The sequence below is a fragment of the Neotabrizicola sp. VNH66 genome, from assembly GCF_049445895.1.
Classification (GTDB): Bacteria; Pseudomonadota; Alphaproteobacteria; order Rhodobacterales; family Rhodobacteraceae; genus Pseudogemmobacter.
In genome coordinates this window covers 103,848-125,306 of the sequence record NZ_JBMSDW010000012.1, presented here as the reverse complement: position 1 = coordinate 125,306, position 21,459 = coordinate 103,848, and the positions used below count along the sequence as shown (strand labels likewise).

Annotated in this window: 20 protein-coding genes; 14 read left to right on the top strand and 6 right to left on the bottom strand. The window is 64.7% G+C overall.

Annotated elements, in window-relative coordinates; genetic code table 11:
* The first annotated feature begins 196 nt into the window (after nt 1–196).
* The 6 genes from ACO2Q5_RS16670 to ACO2Q5_RS16645 all read left to right on the top strand — a co-directional run bounded on the left by ACO2Q5_RS16670 (nt 197) and on the right by ACO2Q5_RS16645 (nt 6,055).
* Nucleotides 197–1,057, top strand: a complete 861-nt coding sequence (locus ACO2Q5_RS16670) for a fumarylacetoacetate hydrolase family protein (RefSeq protein WP_423293105.1) — start codon at nt 197–199, stop codon at nt 1,055–1,057.
* A 26-nt stretch (nt 1,058–1,083) separates the two neighbouring features.
* Entirely contained in the window at nt 1,084–1,992 is a 909-nt protein-coding gene (locus ACO2Q5_RS16665) for a hypothetical protein (protein WP_423293103.1), read from the top strand.
* Entirely contained in the window at nt 1,980–2,363 is a 384-nt protein-coding gene (locus tag ACO2Q5_RS16660; protein ID WP_423293101.1) for a nuclear transport factor 2 family protein, read from the top strand. Before ACO2Q5_RS16665 ends, ACO2Q5_RS16660 begins: the two co-directional genes overlap by 13 nt.
* A gap of 21 nt (nt 2,364–2,384) precedes the next feature.
* The gene (locus tag ACO2Q5_RS16655) at nt 2,385–3,428 is read left to right on the top strand and encodes a C4-dicarboxylate TRAP transporter substrate-binding protein (protein ID WP_423293099.1); all 1,044 of its coding nucleotides are present in this window, start codon (nt 2,385–2,387) and stop codon (nt 3,426–3,428) included.
* Nucleotides 3,429–3,512: 84 nt separating this feature from the next.
* Nucleotides 3,513–5,453, top strand: coding sequence for a TRAP transporter large permease subunit (locus tag ACO2Q5_RS16650; RefSeq protein WP_423293097.1), 1,941 nt, complete (start codon nt 3,513–3,515; stop codon nt 5,451–5,453).
* Between the two features lie 8 nt (nt 5,454–5,461).
* Nucleotides 5,462–6,055, top strand: coding sequence for a malonic semialdehyde reductase (locus ACO2Q5_RS16645; protein ID WP_423293095.1), 594 nt, complete (start codon nt 5,462–5,464; stop codon nt 6,053–6,055).
* 3 nt (nt 6,056–6,058) lie between these two features.
* On the opposite strand, the gene ACO2Q5_RS16640 is transcribed toward ACO2Q5_RS16645, so the two are convergent.
* Nucleotides 6,059–6,934 (bottom strand): LysR family transcriptional regulator, encoded by an 876-nt coding sequence (locus ACO2Q5_RS16640; RefSeq protein WP_423293093.1) that lies wholly within the window; start codon nt 6,932–6,934, stop codon nt 6,059–6,061.
* 137 nt (nt 6,935–7,071) lie between these two features.
* On the opposite strand from ACO2Q5_RS16640, the gene ACO2Q5_RS16635 reads away from it, so the two are divergent.
* On the top strand, nt 7,072–8,598 hold the full coding sequence (locus ACO2Q5_RS16635; protein WP_423293091.1) for a CoA-acylating methylmalonate-semialdehyde dehydrogenase: 1,527 nt from the start codon (nt 7,072–7,074) through the stop codon (nt 8,596–8,598).
* Nucleotides 8,599–8,630: 32 nt separating this feature from the next.
* Nucleotides 8,631–9,017: a MerR family DNA-binding protein gene (locus ACO2Q5_RS16630; protein WP_423293089.1), complete on the top strand. Its 387-nt coding sequence runs from the start codon at nt 8,631–8,633 to the stop codon at nt 9,015–9,017.
* A gap of 244 nt (nt 9,018–9,261) precedes the next feature.
* Here ACO2Q5_RS16630 and ACO2Q5_RS16625 read toward each other — a convergent pair whose 3' ends face one another.
* From ACO2Q5_RS16625 to ACO2Q5_RS16605, 5 genes are all read right to left on the bottom strand, one after another.
* Nucleotides 9,262–9,849, bottom strand: a complete 588-nt coding sequence (locus ACO2Q5_RS16625; RefSeq protein ID WP_423293087.1) for a DJ-1/PfpI family protein — start codon at nt 9,847–9,849, stop codon at nt 9,262–9,264.
* Between the two features lie 63 nt (nt 9,850–9,912).
* Nucleotides 9,913–10,875: a substrate-binding domain-containing protein gene (locus tag ACO2Q5_RS16620; RefSeq protein ID WP_423293085.1), complete on the bottom strand. Its 963-nt coding sequence runs from the start codon at nt 10,873–10,875 to the stop codon at nt 9,913–9,915.
* Between the two features lie 44 nt (nt 10,876–10,919).
* Entirely contained in the window at nt 10,920–11,906 is a 987-nt protein-coding gene (locus tag ACO2Q5_RS16615; RefSeq protein ID WP_423293083.1) for an ABC transporter permease, read from the bottom strand.
* Nucleotides 11,875–13,494: a sugar ABC transporter ATP-binding protein gene (locus ACO2Q5_RS16610; protein WP_423293081.1), complete on the bottom strand. Its 1,620-nt coding sequence runs from the start codon at nt 13,492–13,494 to the stop codon at nt 11,875–11,877. The genes ACO2Q5_RS16615 and ACO2Q5_RS16610 overlap by 32 nt, the downstream gene beginning before the upstream one ends.
* Entirely contained in the window at nt 13,491–14,180 is a 690-nt protein-coding gene (locus tag ACO2Q5_RS16605; RefSeq protein WP_423293079.1) for a GntR family transcriptional regulator, read from the bottom strand. The genes ACO2Q5_RS16610 and ACO2Q5_RS16605 overlap by 4 nt, the downstream gene beginning before the upstream one ends.
* Nucleotides 14,181–14,385: 205 nt before the next feature.
* Here ACO2Q5_RS16605 and ACO2Q5_RS16600 point away from each other — a divergent pair, with 205 nt between their 5' ends.
* From ACO2Q5_RS16600 to ACO2Q5_RS16575, 6 genes are all read left to right on the top strand, one after another.
* Entirely contained in the window at nt 14,386–15,585 is a 1,200-nt protein-coding gene (locus tag ACO2Q5_RS16600; protein ID WP_423293077.1) for an iron-containing alcohol dehydrogenase, read from the top strand.
* Nucleotides 15,586–15,606: 21 nt separating this feature from the next.
* Entirely contained in the window at nt 15,607–17,070 is a 1,464-nt protein-coding gene (locus ACO2Q5_RS16595; protein ID WP_423293075.1) for an NAD-dependent succinate-semialdehyde dehydrogenase, read from the top strand.
* Nucleotides 17,071–17,083: 13 nt separating this feature from the next.
* Nucleotides 17,084–17,905, top strand: coding sequence for an alpha/beta hydrolase (locus ACO2Q5_RS16590; RefSeq protein WP_423293073.1), 822 nt, complete (start codon nt 17,084–17,086; stop codon nt 17,903–17,905).
* 183 nt (nt 17,906–18,088) lie between these two features.
* Nucleotides 18,089–18,673, top strand: coding sequence for an ANTAR domain-containing response regulator (locus ACO2Q5_RS16585; protein WP_423293071.1), 585 nt, complete (start codon nt 18,089–18,091; stop codon nt 18,671–18,673).
* Complete coding sequence (locus ACO2Q5_RS16580; RefSeq protein WP_423293069.1) at nt 18,670–19,821, top strand: ABC transporter substrate-binding protein; 1,152 nt, start codon at nt 18,670–18,672, stop codon at nt 19,819–19,821. The genes ACO2Q5_RS16585 and ACO2Q5_RS16580 overlap by 4 nt, the downstream gene beginning before the upstream one ends.
* A gap of 260 nt (nt 19,822–20,081) precedes the next feature.
* On the top strand, nt 20,082–21,443 hold the full coding sequence (locus ACO2Q5_RS16575) for a CmpA/NrtA family ABC transporter substrate-binding protein (RefSeq protein ID WP_423293067.1): 1,362 nt from the start codon (nt 20,082–20,084) through the stop codon (nt 21,441–21,443).
* The last annotated feature ends 16 nt before the right edge of the window (nt 21,444–21,459 follow it).

The following is a 21,459-nucleotide window of genomic DNA, read 5'->3' as shown; positions in this document are numbered from 1 at the left end:
AGTTTCCGCAACATGGCATAAATTGGAAAATCCAATAGTTTTGGAAAATACTTGCACTGCGAGAGATTCGTCCGCATAGTGCGTTCAGGGAAGAGGACCCCACTCAACAGTTGAAGAACCGGCCACCCGAACCGCGGCGATCTGATTTCGCCGCCGGGCGTCGCCTGCTGTCGGGCAACAGATCAAGGAAGATGTCATGCGCTACAGATCCTATTCACGCAACGGCGAGGCCGGCCTTGCCGTACAGGACGGCACGGTTTGGCGCGATCTTGGCGCAACGCAGCTGATCTCGGTGATCGCAGCCGGCAAGGCCGCCGATCCCGCGATTGCCAGTGGCGCACCCGAGATTGATATCGACACGGTCACGCCGCTGCCGCCGATTCCGCGGCCGGGCAAGATCATCTGCGTGGGGCTGAACTACATCGACCACGCCAAGGAAAGCCCCTACAAGGACCTGCCCACCTATCCGGCCTTTTTCCCGCGCTTCACCACCAGCCTGGTCGGCGCGGGCCAGCCGATCTTGCGGCCCTTTGTCAGCGAAGAGCTGGATTTCGAGGGCGAACTTCTGGTCGTCATCGGCCGCCGCGCCCGCCATGTCAGCCAGGACGAGGCGCTGGACTATGTCGCCGGCTATTCGGTGTTCAATGATGCGTCGATCCGCAACTTCCAGTTCCTTGGCGCACAATGGACGCCGGGCAAGAACTTTGATGCCACCGGCGCCTGCGGCCCCGATTTCGTGACGGCCGACGCGCTGCCTCCCGGCGGTGCGGGCCTGAATATGGAGGTGCGGCTGAACGGTCAGCTCGTGCAATCGGTCAACACCGATCTGATGATCTTCCCGGTGGCTGAACTGGTGGCCAAGGCCAGTGCTTTCACCACGCTGGAGCCGGGCGACATCATTGCCACGGGCACCCCTGCCGGTGTCGGCTTTGCGCGCAAACCGCCGCTCTACATGAAAGACGGCGATGTGGTGGAGGTCACGATCGAGGGGATTGGCACGCTGGTGAATCCGGTGCGCGACGAACCGCAGGCGCCGCTGCGCGCCGCCGCCGAATAACCGGCAGGAACAAGAGGGAGGACATCATGAAACCGCTCGTCAACAGGTTGAGCTATGCCTCGGTTCAGGCGCAGGATCCGCTGCGTCTGGCCCAGGATACCGCCAATATCGTCGGAGCCCGTGTCGTGGGTGAGGAAGGAGGGGCGATCCTGATGTCCTCCAACCAGCGCCATGCCGAGTTCATCATTCACAAGGGGGCCGAGAATCTGTTCCGGGCCTGCGGGCTGGAGGCGGTCAGCGCCGGAGCCGTGCGCGAGGTGCGCGACCGCGCCCGCGCCGCCGGCCTAACGGTGCTGAGCGAGACGCCCTCGCTGGCCTGCATCGACCATTCGGTGACCTTTGCCACCAGCGAGGGTCATGTGATCGAGGTGCATACGCCGATGCCACAGGACCGGCCGGTGCGTTTCCACGGCCCCGGCGTGCATGCGAAATGCCTGGACCATCTGAATTTCACCGCCCGCAACCCCGAACTCTGGGCGCGAGAGATGTCGGCGGCCTGCGGCCTGCTGCTGACGGAACGCACCGCGGGCTATGAGATCAGCTGGATGCGCGCCGCCGATGGCCGGCACCACACGATTGCCGCCGTCAAGGGTGCCAGCGGCGTGCATCACATCAGCTGGGAATTCAACGCCTTTCAGGATTTCCGTGCGCTTGGGGACAATCTGGCGATCGAGGACCGGCGGCTGGTCTGGGGCCCGGGGCGGCATGGCGCGGGCGACAACCTGTTCCTCTATTACCGGGATTCCGCCGGTTTCCTGATCGAATGCATTGCCGAGATGGAGGTGATCCTTGATGACGCCGCCCCTACCCGTGTGGTCGAACCGGGCGAGAACCTGTCGAACTGGAAGGTGGTCAACCAATGGGGCCACCTGCCGCCGCTGGACTGGATTCAGCATCATAACCGCATGGTCGAGGTCGAGACATGCCCGACCTGAGCGAGACCATCGCCGGGCTGGAGGCCGCGCGCTATGATGCGATGCTGCGGCGCGACCGCGCGGCACTGGACGCCATGTTCGACGAAGATCTCGTCTACACCCATTCCTTCGGCGACCGTGACAGCAAGCAAAGCTATCTCGACCGGCTTTCCGCGGGATTCTTCGACTATATTGAAATCGGTCATCAGATCGAGCGCATCCTCTTGCGGGAGGGTTGCGCGACGGTGACCGGCATCATGACGGCGCGGGCCATCGTCGGAGGCGAGGCCCGCAGCCTGCACAACAGCTATACATCCGTCTGGACAAGGACCGCGGCGGGGCACGCCTGGCAAATGCTTGCCTTCCAGCCCACGCCGATCCGCAAAACCTGACATTCTCTGGGAGGAGACAGCATGAAGACCCGTATCGCGGCCCTTGCGGCCGTGCTTGCCGCCCCATGCGCGCAGGCCGAGACCTATGAGCTGACCATCGCCTCAAGCCATGCCACCACGATCCCTTGGGTCGCGCCGCTGCAAAGCGTGATCGTGGCGAAGACCAACGAGCGTCTGGAAGCGATGGGGTCGGAGAACCGCGTCAACTGGACCGAGGCCTATGCGGGCTCGCTCTACGGCTTTGGCGACACGCTGGAAGCCGTGGGCGAAGGCATTACCGATGCCGGATGGGTCGGCACGCTCTGGGAAGAAAGCAAGCTGCCCTATCAGAACGTCACCTATTACACGCCCTTCACGTCAGATGATACGCGGCTGATCATTGACACCTTCAACCGTCTGCATGCCGATCTGCCCTTCCTGACAGAGGCATGGGAGGCGCATAACACCGTTTTCCTGGGGGCCACCGGGGCCGACACCTACCACCTTTTCACCAACTTTCCGGTGAATTCCATCGAGGACCTCAAGGGTCGCAAGATCCTTGCGCCCGGCACCTCGGGACCGTGGATCTCGGCGGTTGGCGGCGTGCCGGTCGATGGCGCATTGACCACCTACTACAACCAGATCGAAACCGGGGTGGCCGATGGCGTCCTGTCGATCGTGTCGGGCGCGGCGCCGCTGAAAATCCACGAGGTTGCGCCCTATGTGACGCTGGTCGGCGTAGGTGGCAACATGATCGGCGGCTTTGCCATGAACAAGGACACATGGGAAAGTCTGCCCGCGGATGTGCAGCAGGTGCTGCGCGAACTGGGCCTGGAATACAGCGCCGAAAACGCCCGCATCGTCGAGGAACGCTATCAGAAATCCATCGACGCCTATCGCGCCGATCCTGCGGTGACGCTGACCGCATTCTCCGAGGAGGAGCGGCGGAAATGGGCCGAGACGCTGCCCGATCTTGCCGGGCAATGGGCGGCCGATTTTCCGCATGGCGCCGAGCTGGTCACGGCCTTCATGGCGGCGATCCGCGAGGGGGGCGGCCATCCGCTGCGCAACTGGACTGCCGAGTGATGCATCATGCGCGGCGGGCCGGACCCGCCGCGCATGTGCTTTTCCGAAACACCGCGCCGCGCCGTCAGCGCGAAGGACACCGTCATGCACCATCCGATAAGCGGCGAAGCGGCTGACGCCCCGCGCAGAACCGCGATCTCATCCCTCTACAGTCATGTGATTTCGGCGCTTGCTGCCCTTGGCACCGTCTGGATCTTTGCGATCATGCTGCTGATCTGCGCCGATGTGATCGGGCTGAAGCTGTTCGCCCGCCCGCTATACGGCGTGATCGAGTTCACAGAAAATTCCATCGTTCCCATCGTTTTCCTGCAGCTTGCAGCGGTGCTGCGGCACGGACGGCTGACCCGGGCGGATTTCCTGTTCGCCCCCCTGAAGGCGAACCGCCCCGGCATAGCCGGGATGATGGATGCGGTCTTCCTGCTGATCGGCGGCGGAATCTTTGCCGTGCTGGCGGCAGAATTGCTCGGCGATTTTACCGCCGCGCTTGGCAACGGCGAATACATCGGGACACGCGGCGTCTTCACGATGCCCACATGGCCATTCCGGTTGCTTACCGCGATCGGTGCCGTGGCGACGGCCGTAGAGTTCGCGCGTTGCGTGACGCTGGCGCTGGCGAGGTGCCGCAGCCGACAGGAGGTGCTGGCCCTGAGCGTCACACTGGGCCTTTTCGCCCTGTCGCTGGCGCTGATCATGTGGATGGAGCCGGGGCGCCTCGCCCTTGGCGGCCTCATCATACTGGGGTTGGTCGTGCTGCTGGCAGCGGGCATGCATGTGGCGCCGGTGATGATGCTGGTCGGCCTTGTCGGGATCTGGCTGATCCGCGACAATCCCACAATCGCCTTCAAGGCGCTGAAGACGGCAACCACCGGCACGGTGAACAAGTTCGACTTCGGGGTTATTCCGCTCTTCGTGCTGATGGGGCTTTTCACCGACATCTCGGGCATCGGCCGCGATGCCTATCGCGTTGCCGCCTGGTGGACACGCAAGCTGCTTGGCGGTCTGGGCATCGCCACGGTGGTCGCCAATGCGATCTTTGCGGCGGTGACCGGCATTTCCATCGCCTCGGCGGCCGTCTTCTCAAAGCTGGCGGTGCCGCAGATGGTGGCGCATGGCTATACGCCGCGCTTTGCGACCGGCACCGTCGCAGGATCTTCGGTGCTGGGCATGCTGCTGCCGCCCAGCCTGTTGCTGATCATCTATGCCTTCGTGGCCGAAGCCTCGGTCGGCAAGCTGTTTCTGGCAGCGATTATTCCCGGGCTGTTTCTGGCGCTGCTGTTCTGTGCCACGATCCTTCTGATGGCGCGGTATTGGCCCGGCTTTGTCGGCCAGCCTGCCAGCGTCGTCGATCTGGAGGCGGAAACCCTTGTCAGCTCGGCCCGCCGCCTTTTGCCGATCGGCGTCCTGATCACCGTCATCATCGGCGGGGTCTATCTGGGCTGGTTCACACCAACGCAGGCCGGCGCGGTCGGCGCCCTGGCCGCGATGGGGATCACCATCCTGCGCGGCAAGCTGAACCGAAGCGCCCTGTGGATGGTCATGCAGGAAACCGGGCTGATCTCTGTTTCCGTGCTGATGCTGGTGATCGGGGCCAGCATGCTGTCGAAGGCACTGGTGATCTCGACCCTGCCGATGCAGATGGTGGATTTCGCCACCGCCTCGGGGTTTGGCTTCTGGGGTGTGCTGGGCCTGTTCCTGCTGATCGTGGTCCTGATGGGGATGTTCCTCGATGCGTCCTCGATCATCGTGATAACCGTCCCCATCGCTTTGCCCCTGATCGTGACATTGGGGGTGCCGGTGATCGGGCCGGATGTGGTGATCTGGTTCGGCATCGTAACGGTCGTCGCGGTGGAGATGGGTCTGCTGACCCCCCCGTTCGGGATCAGCGTCTTCGTGGTGAAATCGACCGTTGGCAGCATCTGCACACTTGGCGATGTCTTCATCGGATCCCTGCCCTTCGTTCTGGCGATGGCGGTGCTGATTGTGGTGCTGATGGCCTTCCCCTCGCTTGTCACCCTCGCGTTCTAGGGAAAATCATGCAGAACAACGCAGCCGAACCTCCGCTCTCACAGCTCCTGACCGATGGGCGCAGCTTCTTCGAATGGCAGAACAGGCCCGTGCCCGAAGACCTGCTGCGCCAGCTTTACGATCTGGTACGCCTTGGCCCGACCAGCACGAATTGCAGTCCGGCCCGGTTCCTGTTCGTGACGGGACCAAAGGCCAAGGCGCGGCTGGCCCCCTGCCTGTGGGAGGGGAACCGTGCCAAGGCCGCCGCCGCCCCTGTCACAGCCATCATCGCGTGGGAGCGTCGCTTTTTCGACCGGCTCGGCTTCCTTTTCCCCCATCGGCCAAGCGTTGCCGCACCGATGGCAAGCGACCCCGCGCTGGCAGAGGAGACAGCGCTGCGCAATTCCAGCCTGCAAGGCGGGTATTTCATCCTTGCGGCACGGTCTCTCGGTCTGGACTGCGGGCCGATGTCGGGCTTCTTTCCGCGGCAGGTGGATGCCGAATTCTTCCCCGAGGGGAACTGGACGGTGAACTTCATGGTCAATCTTGGCTATGGGAATTCTGCAAACCAGTTTCCCCGCCTGCCCCGCCTGGATTTCGACACCGCCTGCCGGATTCTGTAAGGTTCACCCGGCCGCGCGGCGGCTGCGGGCGCCGGCCACGATGGCATCCCAGACGCAACGCACGCGGGCCAGCTGGCGCACCTCGCTCGGGGCTGAAATCCAATAGCTGCGACGCACGATCACCTCTTCGGGCAAAAGGCGCTCCAGCCCGTCTTCGGGCTGAACCGCGAACAGCGGCAGCAGCGCGATACCGACTCCGGCACTGGCCAGCGCAATCTGAACATTCAGCGAGGACGACCGGGTTTTCGCCTCGGGCGCCTCGGGGACGGTGGAAATCGCCGGGACGCCCCGCGCCGGGCCGGTATTGGGCAGATAGCTTACAAAGCGATACCCGGGCAGATCCGCTGCCCTGCCCGGACGCCCCGCCCGCATCAGATAATCCGGCGAGGCGAACAGCCCCAGATCGTAATCCATCAGCTTCTGCACCAGATAGGGGCCGCGTTCTGGCCGGTCGATATTGATCAGGATATCGGCCTCATTCCGCGGCAGATGGATGATCCGCGGCTCCACGATCAGTTCCACCTCCAGATCCGGATGTGCGGTCGCCAGATCACGCAGCGCCGATGGAATGACATAGCTGCCATAACCTTCGGTCACGCCGACCCGGACCGTACCGGAAACCCCATCCGCAGGGGCCCGCGGCTCCATCGCGCGCACCGCGCGTTCCACCGCCTCGGCCCGCGCCAGAAGCCTGCGCCCGGCACTGCTCAGCCCATATCCATCCTGAGCGCGCAGGAACAGCGGCTCGCCCTGATCAATCTCCAGCCGGGAAATGCGTCGTGAAATGGTTGAATGCTGAACATTCATCCGACGCGCGGCTTCGGTCAGCGTGCCGCTGCGTGCGAGTGCAAGGAAATACTTGATATTTTCCCAATCCATCATGCCATCCAGCAACCAGAGACATCGGATTATAACAGCACATCCCGTGCAAAATTGCACGACGATCTTCGAATTTCGCGGGCTTGGCCCAGGGTGCGGTTCCAGCCATTGCTTTCCCGGCAGCAAAGGGAGAACGGATGATGGACGGCAACATGCCTGATGGCTATGGGCGCAACCACTACATCGGCGGCGGGTTTCGCCCCGCAGATTCCGGGCGCAGCGGCCCGGTCTTCAACCCCTCGACCGGGGCCGAAATCTATCGCACCCCCTATGCCGGCCGCACTCTGGTCGATGAGGTTGCAGCCCTTGCCCGCCGGGCTGGGCGCGACTGGGGCGAAGCTTCGCAGGCGCGGCGGTTGCAGGTGATCTTCCGCATGCGCGAGATCGTCGCGCGGGAGGCGGAGAACCTGGCGCGCCTTGTCGGCCTTGAAAGCGGCAAGACCCTGTCGGATGCCATGGGGGAAATCGGCCGCGGGCTTGAGGCGGTGGAATTCGCCACCAATGCCCCGCAGGTCACCAAGGGCGAATATTCCCGCAATGTCGGCGGCGGCATCGACACCTTTTCCTTCCGCCAGCCAGTGGGCGTGGTCGGCTGCATCGCGCCCTTCAACTTCCCCGTGATGGTGCCGCTGATGATGGGATCCATGGCCATTGCCACCGGCAATGCCGTGATCCTGAAACCTTCCGAAAGGGTGCCCGGCGCCGCTGCCCGGCTTTCGGAACTCTGGACCGAGGCGGGACTGCCTGCCGGCGTCTGGAACAGTGTCAACGGCGATGCCGAGGCAGTGGATGCCATTCTGGAACATCCCGGCATTCCGGCGATCAGCTTCGTGGGCTCCACCCGGGTGGGCGAACATATCTGGCGTCACGGGACGCATCACGGCAAACGCGTTGCGGCCTATACCGGCGGCAAGAACCATATGGTCGTGCTGCCCGATGCCGATCTGGAGGCGGCGGCAAGAGCCTTTGTTGCGGCTGGATATGGGTCTGCATCGCAGCGTTGCATGGCGGTCTCGATGCTGGTCTGTGTCGGAGAGGATACGGCCGAGCGGCTGCGCCCGCTGATCCTGAAGCGGATCGCCGGGCTTCAGATCGGCGCCTATGACACGCCCGGCATGGATTTCGGCGCATTGGTCACCCGGGCGGCCCGCGATGCGGTAGAGGCAGCCATCGACAGGGCGCTTACCGAAGGCGGCGAGATGGTGCATGACGGGCGCGGCCTGACCGTCGCAGGCGGAGAAGGCGGCTTTTTCACCGGCGCCACGCTGATCGACCGCATCACGCCGGAGATGCAGCTCTGGCGGGACGAGATCTTCGGCCCGGTGCGCGGCATCATGCGCGCAGCCTCGCTCGACAGCGCCATTGATCTGGTGAACGCCCATGAATACGGCAATGGCGCAGTGATCTTCACCCGCTCCGGCGGGGCGGCCGCACGCTTCTGTGCAGAGGTGGAGGCCGGGATGCTGGGCGTGAACGTGCCGGTGCCGGTGCCGGTCGGCCATCACAATTTCGGCGGTCTGCGCCGCTCCAAATTCGGCGATGCGCATATGTTCGGCCCCGATGCCGCACGCTTCTACACCAAGATGAAAACCGTATCGCAACGCTGGCCGGATGAAGCCAAAGCAGCCCTGCCGCTGACGCTGGATTTCCCGGGGAACGACTGACACTGCCCTGCGACCGGCAAGAGGATTTCTGAATGAGCAATCAGGCCGGTCGCACCCTAAGGGAAGTCAGCCAGGATTTCGGCATTTCCGTCAGGACGCTGCGATATTACGAGTATATCGAATTGCTGCGGCCCCGGATCGTCGGCACCGTGCGGTTCTATGCGCGCCGCGATATTGCGCGCCTGAAGCTTATTCTTCGCGGCAAACGCTTCGGGATGAGGCTGGAAGACCTGCGGCGCTGGCTGAACCTTTACGAGGACAGGGGCAAGGCCGAACAATCCCGCGTCTGGCTGCAAATCGCCGATGAGAGGGAGGCCGACCTCAGACTGCGCATTGCAGAGCTTCAGTCCGCCTTGTCAGAGCTTCAGCAGGTCCGGGATCTGGTTCAGGCAGAGCTGATCGGACAGGAGCCGGAGTAGGCAGAGCAGGGTCCCCCGCCCAACCAGCCCTGCGCGCGGCGGCCGAACACATGAAAAGCCGGCAAAGAGTTTTTCTTTGCCATGATCACCTGAATCACGAGGCGACCACGGCACGTCAACGGCCTCCGCACCGATCAGGGGCGCAGGCCGCAGCTCTGGAAACAGTACAAAGGCAGCCGGACAGCTTGTGCAGAACCCGTTCCCGCAGGCAGCAGCCTGCCCGCGTGAACGGATGGGTCCATCTTCAGCTATGGGTGATTTGGGTTCCCAGCACCTTCAGGCATTCGCGCATGAAGGCGGCCAGCCCGGTCCAGCCCTTGGCCGAGACCATGGTGCCGTCGACATAGGCCTCATGCGGTTTCACGTCGATATAGGTGCCGCCGGCCAGAATAACTTCGGGTTCGCAGGCGCCAAGCGCGGCCACTTTCTTGCCGCGGATCACCCCGTCCACCGCCACCAGAATCTGCACCCCGTGGCAGATGGTGAAGATCGGCTTGCCGGTTTCGTGGAAGTGGCGGACCATCGCCTGAATGCGCTTGTCGGTGCGGATATATTCCGGCCCGCGGCCCCCGGCGCAATAAACGGCGTCATATTCGTCCAGCACCACCTCCGAGAAGGTCTTGTTGATCTCGGCCAGATGGCCGAAACGCTCGATATAGGTCTGGTGCCCTTCGAAATCATGCAGGCTGGTCTGGATCATCTCGCCCTTTTTCTTGTCGGGGCAAATGACATGGACGGTGTGGCCGACGGCCTCCATCCCCTGCTGGAAGACGTAGATTTCATATTCCTCGGTGAATTCACCGCAGAGCATCAGGATTTTTTTGCCGGCCATGGTGGTCTCCTCAATTCGGCTGTCGTGGGGCCGGGGGCAGACAGGCCGCCCCCGGCAAAAGCATCAGAACGGGCTGTCGGGATACCAGAACTGATCCGCGTTCTGCGGCGTGATCAGCGGGGCATCCAGTTTGAAATTGCCGCGCATCGGTGCCTGGCCATTGAACTGGCCCGCCACCATGTAGATGGCCGATTTGATCATCGACGGCGGATAGGGGGTGGACACCGGGGTCATCGGATTTTCATCCATGACCATCTTGACCACATCCTTCATGCCGTTGCCGCCAAGCGCATATTTGATCTCGGTCCGGCCGGATTGCTTGATGGCTTCCAGAACGCCCAGAAGCATGTCGTCGTCATTGGCCCAGACCGCGTCGATATGCGGATATTTGGCCAGATAATCCTGCATCAGCTTGAAGGCTTCGTCCTGATTCCAGTTGGCATACTGGATGTCGAGGATTTCGATATTCGTCCCCTTCATCACATCGGTGAAGCCCTGGATCCGCTCATCGTCGATAACGGTGGGGATGCCGCGCAAGACGACGATCTTGCCCTCGTTGCCCAGCTTTTCCGCCATCCATTTTGCCGTGTTGGCGCCGACGGCGATGTTGTCGCCCGCCACATACAGGTCCTGGATCGACGGATCGGTCAGGCCGCGGTCCACGACCGCAATGAAGGTGCCGTTCGCCTTGACCTGTTCCACCGGGCCGGTCAGCTCTTCCGAGGTGAAGGGCAGGATCACCAGCGCGTCCAGTTTCTGGCTGGCCGACAGATCCTCCAGCGCCGAGACCTGCGCCGTGGCCGAGGGCGAGGTCTTCACGATCACGTCGATGTTCGGAAAGGCCGCCTCGATTTCCTTCTCCGCCTGTTCGGCGTGATAGACCACGCCGCCGGTCCAGCCGTGGGTCGCCGCCGGGATAGAGACGGCGATCGTAACCTTGTCCTGCGCGATGGCCCCGCCTGCCGTCAGTGCCATCAGACTGGCAGCCGACATCAGACCAAGCACGCGTGAGGTGATGGTTTTCATTGGTATTCCTCCCTTTTGAAAAGCGCCGTCCCTCCTCCGGACGGTTATTTGATGAAGCGGTGCGCCAGCATGGCGAGGATGATGATCACCCCCTGCACCGCGGCGACGAGGTATTCGGACACCATGTTCGACAGCACCATGAGGTTAGCGATCACCTCCAGGATCAGGGCGCCGGCCACCGTGCCCCAGATCCGGGCCTTGCCGCCGCGCAGAAGCGTGCCGCCGATCACCACCGCGGTGATCACCTGCAATTCCCACAGGGCGCCGGTCGTCGGCGTGGCCGCGCCCAGCCGGGGAATGTAGCAGATGGCGGCAATCGCAACGCACAGGCCCTGAATGACATAGGCCATGGTGCGGATGCGCGGCACCGATACGCCCGAGAAGCGGGCCACATCGGCATTCGACCCGGCCGCCGTGCAGCGCCGCCCGAATTTCGTGCGGTAAAGGACGAAGGCCCCCACCAGAACCACAACCAGCGTGATGACGACGGGCAGCGGAATGCCCAGGACATTGCCGAAATAGACCGGCCGATAGGGATCGCGCAGTTCACGCGCAATCGGGATCGACCCGCCATCCGACATCCAGGTGATCAGCGCCCGGAAGATGCCCATCGTGCCAAGGGTGACGATGAAAGGCTCGATCTTGCCCAGCGTCACGATCAGCCCGTTCAAAAGGCCGCACAGCGCCCCGACCACCAGCCCGACCACGGCGCCGACGATGATCGCATTGGCCCCCATGTCGGGTGCCAGCCGGTTCATCGTCAGGATCATGATCCCCGTCACAAAGGCCATCATGGACCCGACGGAAAGGTCCAGACACCCCGAGGAGATGACGAAAGTCGCGCCCACGGCGATGATGGCGATAAACGCCGAACGGGTGACAACATTGGCGAGGTTGGTGCCGGTCAGAAAGCTGGAATTGAGCAGCATGCCGATCACCACCACCAGCGCCAGCGCGATGAAGGGCCCCATATCCGCCCAACGGATGCGCCGGGCGGGTTCAGGGACCAGATTGGTCGTCGCGCTTGTCATTCGGGTCTCCTCCCCCGTGTTTCTGAATTCGGACGGCCTCTCCCCGGCCACCCGCCTTGCCACTCGTCGCCGCATAGACGACGTTCTGCTCGGTCACCTCGGCGCCGCGCAGCTCCGCCACGATGCGGCCCGCGCGCATGACCAGAACGCGGTCCGACAGGCCGACCAGCTCGGGCAGTTCCGAGGACACGACGATCACGGCCTTGCCCGCCCGAACCAGACGGTCGATAAAGTCGTAGATCTGGCTCTTGTTGCCGATGTCGATGCCGCGGGTGGGTTCGTCGATGATGACGACCTGCGGGCCGGTCAGCATGACCTTGGCCAACAGCAGCTTTTGCTGGTTGCCCCCCGAAAGCTGACCCGCATGCAGATGCAGGCTGCGCACGCGTATGTCATATTCCGCGACCGCGCTTTCCAGCTCTGCCATCTCGCGCGCCTTTTGCAGCGAGAGGCCGGGATGCACCCGGTCCAGCGCCTGCAGCGTCAGATTGGCGGCCAGCGGTTCGTCCAGCAGCAGGCCCTTTCCCTTGCGGTCTTCGGTGAGATAGACCAAGCCCGCATCCGCCCAGCCGGTGACGCTGCGCTGCGTGACCGGCGTGCCGCCAAGCTTCACGCTGTCCGCATGGGACGGACGCAGGCCCATCAGCCCCTCGAACAGCTCGGTCCGGCCCGATCCGATCATGCCGCCGATGCCCAGAACCTCGCCGGACTGCAGCGTAAGGCTAGCCTCGACCGCGCCGTGATCCACGCTCAGACCCGCAATCTCAAGGATCGGGGCGGTATCCGTTGCCGGACGCTTGGGCGGGTAAAGCATGTCCAGTTCCCGCCCGACCATCAGCTCCGCCATGGCGCGCTGTGTCAGCCCGGCCGCGGGCCAGGTGCCGATCATCCGGCCATCGCGCAGCACGGTGATGCGGTCGGCCAGCGCCTCCACCTCATCCAGACGGTGCGAGATATAAAGGACGGCGACGCCCTGCGCCCGCAGCCCGCGCACCACATCCAGAAGGGCCGCCACCTCGTCATTCGCCAGAACGGCGGTGGGTTCGTCGAAGATGACCACCCGGCGGGGTTCCAGCAGGGCACGGGCGATCTGCACCAGCTGGCGCTGCGCCAGCGGCAGGGAACCGACCGGATCGCCCGGCCGGCAATGTGCCCCGATCGACGCAAGAACCTCGGCCGTGCGGCGGTTCATCGCGCGGTCATCGACCATCGGGCCGCGTGTCAGTTCGCGTCCGAGGAACAGGTTTTCCGCAACGGTCAGATCAGGCGCCAGCAGGATTTCCTGATGCACCAGCACCACGCCCGCGGCTTCGGCCGCCACAGCACTGCTGAAATCCACCGGCGTGTCCGCCAGAAAAAGCTGCCCGGCGGTCGGGTAGACATAGCCCGACAGCAGCTTCATCAGGGTCGATTTTCCGGCCCCGTTCTCGCCGATGATCGCATGCACCTCGCCCGGGCGGATATCCAGCGTGACATCCGACAGGACGGTGATCGTGCCATAGGTCTTGCCCAGCCCCACGGCCCGCAACGCGGGCGGCGGCAGGCTCGCCTGTTCCGGCGGGATGGGAAACGGGGTGGCTATCGTCATTCGAACGCCAGCATCAGCCTGTCGCGCGACCGCGAGATATGATCATGCATCGCCTGTGCGGCGGCGCCGGGGTCGCCGGCACGGAAGGCCGCCAACAAGGCCTCGTGCTCCTCAAGCGCCTCTTGCGTGACGCGGGTGTGGAACATCAGCCGGAAGAGATGCAGATGGATGTGCTGATCGGCCAGTGCGTGGCGGATCACCTCGTTCCCGGCCAGCTTCATGATCTCATCATGGAAATGCGCATCCGCACGCGCAAAGCGGGAATAGCGGCTGGTGCGGTCGACCGGCGGCGCACCATGCCCCATGTCGGCGGCGACCTGCTCCAGCCGCTCCAGCGCCTCGGGGGTCATGTTCAGCACGGCAAGGCGGGCACCTTCGGGTTCCAGCAACAGGCGGAATGCGAAGAGATCTTCGAACTGGCGGCGCCCAAGCTGCGGCGCGGCGCTGTAGCCGATCAGATGGGCCTTGTGCACAAGCCCCTCGCGCTCAAGCCGGGCAAGCACCTCCCGCACCGGGGTTTGTGAGACGTTCAGATCGCGCGCCATCGCGTCGATGGAGATTCGGGCGCCGGGCGGGATGTCCAGCGACATCAGCTTTTCGTAGATCCTGTCGTAGACACCCTCAACGATGCTGGTCGGCCGCGCAGGTGCGCCGGCTGCCGATTCCCGTTCCGCTGCGATCCCCATGCCCGTTCTCCGTTGTCGGCTTTGCGCCCCGTGATGAGTTGCAAAAATAATATCGGATGTCAAATACAATATCGTATATGATTGGATATATGATTTTGGCAAAGACTGGGCTATATGCTCGGTCGGGCAGGGCACTGGCCCCGCGAAGAGAGGGGCAGCGCGATCTCCATGTGCCCGGAGGATCGCGGCAAGAGGAGAGGAATGAATGATCCATTTCGGTACGATCAGGTCACCGCGCGAGATTATCTTCGGCGCGGGTCAGCGTCGGGCGCTTGGCATGGTGGCAGCGGGTCTGGGGCGCCGCGCGCTGGTGGTCACGGATGCCCGGCTGGCGTCGGATGCGATGTTTCTTGAAATGGTTGCCGATCTGGAAGGCGCCGGCGTGCAGGTTCGCGTCGAATCCGGAACCTTGCCCGATGTGCCGGTGGAATCAGCGGCGGCCGCGACCGCAGCGGCACGCAGCCTTGCGCCCGATCTGTTGATCGGGATTGGCGGCGGATCTTGCCTCGACATGGCGAAATGCGTGGCTCTTCTGCTGTCCCATGGCGGGCAGCCGCAGGATTATTATGGCGAGCTGAAAGTCCCCGGTCCGGTATTGCCGGTGATCGCTGTGCCGACGACATCGGGCACCGGATCCGAGGTCACGCCGGTCTCTGTCCTTTCGGACAGCGCGCGCAGCCTGAAAGTGGGCATCTCCAGCCCGCATCTCATTCCGTTGGTGGCGATCTGCGACCCGGATCTGACGCTGAGCTGCCCGCCCGGGCTGACCGCGATCGCGGGGGCGGATGCGCTGACCCATGCCATCGAGGCCTTTACCGCCAGTCGCCCCGAGACCACGTCGCGTCTGACGCAGGAGCGGGTCTTCGTCGGCAAGAATCAGGTCTCGGATCAATTCGCGCTCATTGCGATTGCCTTGCTGTGGCAGGGGCTGGAACGGGCCTGCCGCGATGGCCGCGATGCTGAGGCGCGCGCGCTTGTCATGCAGGGCGCGACCTTCGCCGGCCTGGCCTTCGGCGTGGCGGGAACGGCCGCGGCCCATGCGATCCAGTATCCGGTCGGCGCGCTGACCCATACCGCACATGGCGCGGGCGTGGCCTGTCTGATGCCCTGGGTGATGGAATGGAACCGTCCCGTTATTGGTGCGGAGCTGATGCAGATGGCCGATGCGATGGGGCTCGATGGGCCGGACGCGGTCATCCCTGCTGTTTCGGCGCTTTTCACCCGGATCGGCATTCCCCCCACTCTGGCCGCGCTCGGCCTTGCCGAAGACCGCATTGACGAGGTTGCAACCCTGGCCTGCGGGATCGAGCGGCTGATCCGCAACAATCCGCGCCCGCTGCCTTTGCCCGACATGACCCGCCTTCTGCGCGCGGCCTTTGCCGGCGACGCCGGGCTGATGACCTGACACCTTCCGAAAGGACCTGACATGACCCTTGATTCCCCTCATCTGCCCTATGCCGATCCGGCCCTTCATGCCCATGGCTTGTTTATCGGCGGCCACTGGCTTTCCGGCGCGGGCATTCCGGTCATCAACCCCTCGACCGGCACCATGCTGGCCGAAGTCGCCGATGCCACGATTGACGATGCCCTGCGCGCGGTTGAGGCGGCCGATGCGGCAGCGGCAGGCTGGCGTGCGACACCCGCCCGACAAAGATCGCAGATCCTGCACCGCTGGTTCAACCTGATGACCGAACATGCCGAGGATCTGGCCCGACTGATTGCGCTGGAAAACGGCAAGGCGCTGCCCGATGCGCGGGGCGAGGTGGCCTATGCGGCGGAATTCTTTCGCTGGTATGCCGAAGAGGCGGTGCGGGTGCCCGGCGAATTCCGCCATGCGCCGTCCGGGGCGCATCACATCCTTGTCGATCATGATCCGATCGGCATCTGCGTGCTGATCACGCCGTGGAATTTCCCCGCAGCCATGGCCACCCGAAAGATCGGCCCGGCGCTGGCGGCGGGTTGCACGGTGATCCTGAAACCGGCCTCCGAGACGCCGCTGACCGCCTATGCCATGGCACGGCTGGGGGCCGAGGCCGGGGTGCCTCCGGGTGTGGTCAACGTGCTGACCACAACGCAGCCCGGGCCGGTGACCAATGCGATGCTGGCCGATCCCCGGGTGCGCAAACTGTCTTTCACCGGGTCCACCGGGGTCGGGCGCGGCCTTTTGGCCGAGGCGGCAAAGACCGTCGTCTCCTGCTCGATGGAACTGGGCGGCAACGCGCCCTTCCTCGTCTTCGATGATGCGGATCTGGAGGCGGCGCTGGACGGGGCGATGATCGCCAAGATGCGCAATGCCGGAGAGGCCTGCACCGCCGCCAACCGGTTTTACGTGCAATCGGGCATCCATGATGCCTTCGTCGCCGGTCTGGCACAGCGCATGGCGGCGCTGAAGATCGGCGCGGGCGCGGATGCCGGCACGCAGGTCGGCCCGATGATCACCACCAGAGCGGTGCAGAAGATCGACCAACTGGTCACGCAGGCCGTGGCGGATGGCGCGCGTGTGGTCACCGGCGGCGCCCCCTTGCCGGGGACGGGCTATTTCTACCCGCCGACCGTGCTGGAAAATGTCTCGCCCGACAGCCGCATCGCGCATGAGGAAATCTTTGGCCCCGTCGCGCCGGTCTACCGGTTCGACACCGAGGAAGAGGCGATCCGGCTGGCCAACACCACCGAATATGGCCTTGCCGCCTATGTCTATTCGCAGGACCTGTCGCGCGCCCTGCGCATCGGCAAGGGGATCGAGACCGGGATGGTTGCTATCAATCGCGGATTGATGTCCGATCCCGCCGCTCCCTTTGGCGGCGCCAAGCAAAGCGGGCTGGGGCGCGAAGGCGGGGTCACCGGCATCCTTGAATTCATGGAGCCGAAGTATTTCGCGGTGAATTTCTGAAAGGCAGGGCGGCGTGGCACAGGATCTTTATCGCAACCGCGATTTCATTCCCGATTTCGATGCGATCATCGCTGAAACCGCCGCCCGCTCGCGTGAAGTGTCGGCGCGGACGGATCTGCGAGCCGACATTGCCTATGGGCCCGGACTGCGGGAACGGATGGACATTCTGCTGCCGAAGACGCCGGCACAGGGGGCGCCGCTGCACCTGTTCATCCATGGCGGCTATTGGCGGTCCGGCAGCAAGGAGGATCATCGCCTTGTCGCCGCGCCGGTGCTGGCGGCGGGGGGGATATGCGCGGTCCTTACCTATGATCTGATGCCGGAAACCCGGTTGGGCGCCATTGTCGCGCAGGTGCGGGCGGCGGCGCGCCATCTGACCGGCATCGCTCCCTCGCTCGGCGCGGATCCGGGACGCCTGACCGTCAGCGGCCATTCCGCCGGGGCGCATCTGGCCAGCTATCTGGCGGCTTATGCTCCGCATGAGCCGATGCCCGACCTGCCGGCCCTGCGCGGGTTGCTGCTGGTCAGCGGCATTTACGATCTGTCGGGCATTCCCGGCAGTTTCCTGAAGGACGAGGCGAAGATGACCCCGGCCGAGGCCGCGGACTGGTCGCCGATGACCTCAACGCACCAGCCTGACCTGCCACGCATCATTACACGGGGGCAGGCAGAAACCGCGCCGTTCCAGCAGCAAGCGGCCGCGCTTGCGGCACTGTTGCCGGGCAGCGAGCTGCGACAGGAGCCCGGGCTTGATCATCTGGCAATCGTTCTGGCTCTGGGTGATCCGCAGGCCTCTTTGGGCCGCAGGCTATCGGAGCTGGTAGCGGCATCATGACATCCACCGGACCTGCCCGATAAGCGGCCACGGAACCGGTGGCATGATGCGGATGGTCCGGCCCTGACCAGCCGCTGATGAAATCTTGGGCAACCGCACGCCCCGCCGCGTGTTTTCCGCGCGGGGGCGGCGGTTGACGCTGGACGCAGGCGCGGGCGGGGACCAGACATCCCGCAACCCAAGATGAAGACCGCGCTGACCATCATCATCGTCGAACAGGACCGCGACCGCGCCATGATGATCGTGGACGCGCTGAAAGAGCTTGGCGAACATTCGATCCATGTCATCGCTTCGGGCACCGGGCTGGCCCGCCGCGTGGCCGAGCTGCGGCCCGATCTGGTGCTGATCCATGCGGGCGACCCGTCACGCGACGCGATGGAGGAGCTGACGCTGGCCGCGGGGCCGCTGGAACGCCCGGTGGCGATGTTCGTGGACCGCGCCGATCAGGGCCTGACCCGCGCCGCGATCGAGGCGGGCGTGTCGGCCTATGTGGTGGACGGGCTGCGCGCCGACCGCATCCGCCCGATTCTGGATGCCGCCATCGCGCGGTTCCATGTGTTCCAGCGCATCCGCAGCGAGCTGGCCGCCACACGCGCCGCGCTGGAGGAGCGCAAGCTGATCGACCGGGCCAAGGGTGTGCTGATGCGCGCCAAGGGGCTGAGCGAGGAAGAGGCCTATGCCCTGCTGCGCAAAAGCGCGATGGATCAGGGCAAGAAGCTGGCCGAACTGGCGCAGGCGCTGGTCACTGCGGCGGATCTGCTGAAATGAGCGCGCCGCTGTCCTTGGGCTTTGTGCCGCTGCTGGATGCCGCGCCGCTGATCGTGGCGGCGGAGCTGGGCTTTGCCGAGCAGGAGGGGTTGAGGCTGGACCTGCACCGCGCGGCCAGCTGGTCGCAGCTGCGCGACATGCTGGATCTGGGCACGGTCGAGGCGGCGCATATGCTTTCGGTCATGCCGGTGGCGCGGGCGCTGGCCTTAGGGGGCGGCACCGGCGGGCTGGATGTGCTGATGGTCCTGTCGATGAACGGGCAGGTCGTGGGTCTGTCCGCCGCGCTGGCCGGGCAGACCGGCGGCTTTGCCTTTGGCGACCCCGCGCTGGCCACCGCGCTGCCGCGGGGCGGCGTGCCGCTGCGGCTTGGCGTGCCCTTTCCGTTTTCGATGCATGCGCTGTTGCTGCGCTACTGGCTGACCCGGACGGCGCCGGATCTGGCCTTTACCATCCATTCCGTCCCGCCCCCCCGCATGGCCGAGGCGCTGCTGGCGGGCGAGATCGACGGTTTCTGCGTGGGGGAACCGTGGGGCACCCGCGCCGTGCAGGTGGCGGGCGCGCGGCTGGTGCTGCCCGGCGCCGCGATCTGGAGCCAGTCGCCCGAAAAGGTGCTGGCCGCCCGGTCTGGCTGGGCCGAGGCGCAGCCAGACCGCGCCGCCGCCCTTTTGCGGGCGCTGTGGCGCGCGGGCGAATGGGCGGGCGACCCGGCCAACCGCACCACTTTGGCCGAGCTTCTGGCCCTGCCCCGCAATCTGGACACTGCCTCGGACCATATCGAACCTGCATTGCGGGGCCATGTCCTGCCCGCCGCCCGCGGGGCAGAGGTGGAGGTGCTCGCGCTGCTGGCCTTTCACCGCGGGCTGGCGAATTTCCCGTGGCGCAGTCAGGCGGGCTGGATCGGGACGGAACTGGCAGCGGCGCACGGGCTGGACCCTGCCCCCACGACAAAGGCCGCCCGCGCCACCTTCCGCAGCGACCTTTACCGGCGGTTCCTTGGCCCCGCGGGGGTGCCGCTGCCCCGCGCCTCGGACAAGGCCGAGGGCGCGCTGGAGGCAGAAGAATCGGTCCCGGCGGTGCATGGCACGCTGATCTTGGCGCGGAACCGTTTCTTCGATGGCGCGGTTTTCGACCCCGCCCCTGCGCACTGATCAAAAACCGGGCAGAATTCTGCGGCGCGGCGAAATTCTGCGGATGCAGCCGGCCGCAGCCGCGCATCCCGCTTGACCCCCGCGCCCGGCGCATGGAACCTGACCTCAAGACGGGGCAATGGCGTTCCGTTCGTCTCCCGCTTCGCTGAGACCAGGCAAGGCCGCCTGACCGCTTTCGACACATGCGTGTCCAAAGCTGTCTGCGGCCTTTTCGCATTTTCCCCTCCGGCTTCCTCCTTCAGCCTTCAAGGACAGATCCCATGCCCCTGATCCGCCACCTGATGCTTTCCGCAGCCTTTCTGGCGCTGCCCGCCCATGCCAAAACCGCCGGTGTCGAAAAGGACACGCTGACCCTTGGCTTCATCAAGCTGACCGATATGGCCCCACTGGCCATCGCCAAGGAGAAGGGTTTCTTCGACGACGAGGGCCTGTCCGTCACGCTGGAGGCGCAGTCGAACTGGAAGGTCCTCTTGGACCGCGTGCTGGCCGGAGAGATCGACGGCGCCCATATGCTGGCGGGCCAGCCCTTGGCCTCGACCATCGGTTACGGCACCGCAGGCGAATTGATAGCCCCCATCGCGCTGGACCTGAACGGCAATGCCATCACCGTCTCGAACGCGGTGTGGGAACTGATGAAGCCGGGCCTTGCGCTGGATGCCGCGGGCAAGCCGGTGCATCCGATCCCCGCTTCGGCGCTGGTCCCTGCCATCGAGGATGCCGCCGACATGGGCCGCCCGTTCAGCATGGGCATGGTCTTCCCCGTCTCGCCCCACAATTACGAACTGCGCTACTGGCTGGCGGCGGGCGGCATCAATCCGGGCTTTTACTCGCCCGATGACACCTCGGGCCAGATCGGCGCCGATGTGTTGTTGTCCGTCACCCCGCCCCCGCAGATGCCCGCCACGCTGGAGGCCGGGACCATCGACGGTTATTCCGTGGGCGAGCCGTGGAATCAGGCTGCTGTCGCCAAGGGGATCGGCGTTCCCGTCATCTCGGACGCGGCGATCTTTCAGCAGAACCCGGAAAAGGTGTTCGGCCTGACCAAGGCCTTCGCCGAAGAGAACCCCAATACCGTGATCGCACTGACCAAGGCGCTGATCCGGGCGCAGATGTGGCTGGATGCCGAAGGCAATGTGAACCGGGCCGAGGCGGTGGAAATCCTGTCCAGCCCCGATTACGTGGGCGCCGATGCCGCGGTGATCGCCAATTCGATGACCGGCACCTTTGAGTATGAAAAGGGCGACAAGCGGGACGAACCGGATTTCAACGTGTTCTTCCGCGGCAATGCAGCCTTTCCCTATTATTCGGACGCGGTCTGGACGCTGACCCAGATGCGCCGCTGGGGCCAGATCGCCGAGGCGAAGCCGGATGCGTGGTATGACGAAACCGCGAAATCGGTCTACCGCCCCGATATCTTTACCGAAGCTGCCAAGCAGCTGATCGCCGAAGGGCGGGCGACCGAGGCGGATTTCGACTTCGACGCCGACGGCTACCGCGACCCGAACGCCACCTTCATCGACGGCGTGGTCTTCGACGGCACCCAGCCCAACGCCTATCTGGACAGCTTCGCCATCGGCCTCCGGACGGGTCAGACCGTCTCGGGCGGTGAAGTCATCAACTGAGCCACGCCCTCTGACC

Coding starts and splice junctions, on each gene's coding strand:
- ACO2Q5_RS16580 (WP_423293069.1), top strand. CDS start 18,670: ATGAGCGCGCCGCTGTCCTTGGGCTTTGTGCCGCTGCTGGATGCCGCG.
- ACO2Q5_RS16670 (WP_423293105.1), top strand. CDS start 197: ATGCGCTACAGATCCTATTCACGCAACGGCGAGGCCGGCCTTGCCGTA.
- ACO2Q5_RS16595 (WP_423293075.1), top strand. CDS start 15,607: ATGACCCTTGATTCCCCTCATCTGCCCTATGCCGATCCGGCCCTTCAT.
- ACO2Q5_RS16630 (WP_423293089.1), top strand. CDS start 8,631: ATGAGCAATCAGGCCGGTCGCACCCTAAGGGAAGTCAGCCAGGATTTC.
- ACO2Q5_RS16615 (WP_423293083.1), bottom strand. CDS start 11,906: ATGACAAGCGCGACGACCAATCTGGTCCCTGAACCCGCCCGGCGCATC.
- ACO2Q5_RS16660 (WP_423293101.1), top strand. CDS start 1,980: ATGCCCGACCTGAGCGAGACCATCGCCGGGCTGGAGGCCGCGCGCTAT.
- ACO2Q5_RS16620 (WP_423293085.1), bottom strand. CDS start 10,875: ATGAAAACCATCACCTCACGCGTGCTTGGTCTGATGTCGGCTGCCAGT.
- ACO2Q5_RS16610 (WP_423293081.1), bottom strand. CDS start 13,494: ATGACGATAGCCACCCCGTTTCCCATCCCGCCGGAACAGGCGAGCCTG.
- ACO2Q5_RS16575 (WP_423293067.1), top strand. CDS start 20,082: ATGCCCCTGATCCGCCACCTGATGCTTTCCGCAGCCTTTCTGGCGCTG.
- ACO2Q5_RS16605 (WP_423293079.1), bottom strand. CDS start 14,180: ATGGGGATCGCAGCGGAACGGGAATCGGCAGCCGGCGCACCTGCGCGG.
- ACO2Q5_RS16625 (WP_423293087.1), bottom strand. CDS start 9,849: ATGGCCGGCAAAAAAATCCTGATGCTCTGCGGTGAATTCACCGAGGAA.
- ACO2Q5_RS16600 (WP_423293077.1), top strand. CDS start 14,386: ATGATCCATTTCGGTACGATCAGGTCACCGCGCGAGATTATCTTCGGC.
- ACO2Q5_RS16665 (WP_423293103.1), top strand. CDS start 1,084: ATGAAACCGCTCGTCAACAGGTTGAGCTATGCCTCGGTTCAGGCGCAG.
- ACO2Q5_RS16645 (WP_423293095.1), top strand. CDS start 5,462: ATGCAGAACAACGCAGCCGAACCTCCGCTCTCACAGCTCCTGACCGAT.
- ACO2Q5_RS16655 (WP_423293099.1), top strand. CDS start 2,385: ATGAAGACCCGTATCGCGGCCCTTGCGGCCGTGCTTGCCGCCCCATGC.
- ACO2Q5_RS16650 (WP_423293097.1), top strand. CDS start 3,513: ATGCACCATCCGATAAGCGGCGAAGCGGCTGACGCCCCGCGCAGAACC.
- ACO2Q5_RS16585 (WP_423293071.1), top strand. CDS start 18,089: ATGAAGACCGCGCTGACCATCATCATCGTCGAACAGGACCGCGACCGC.
- ACO2Q5_RS16635 (WP_423293091.1), top strand. CDS start 7,072: ATGATGGACGGCAACATGCCTGATGGCTATGGGCGCAACCACTACATC.
- ACO2Q5_RS16640 (WP_423293093.1), bottom strand. CDS start 6,934: ATGGATTGGGAAAATATCAAGTATTTCCTTGCACTCGCACGCAGCGGC.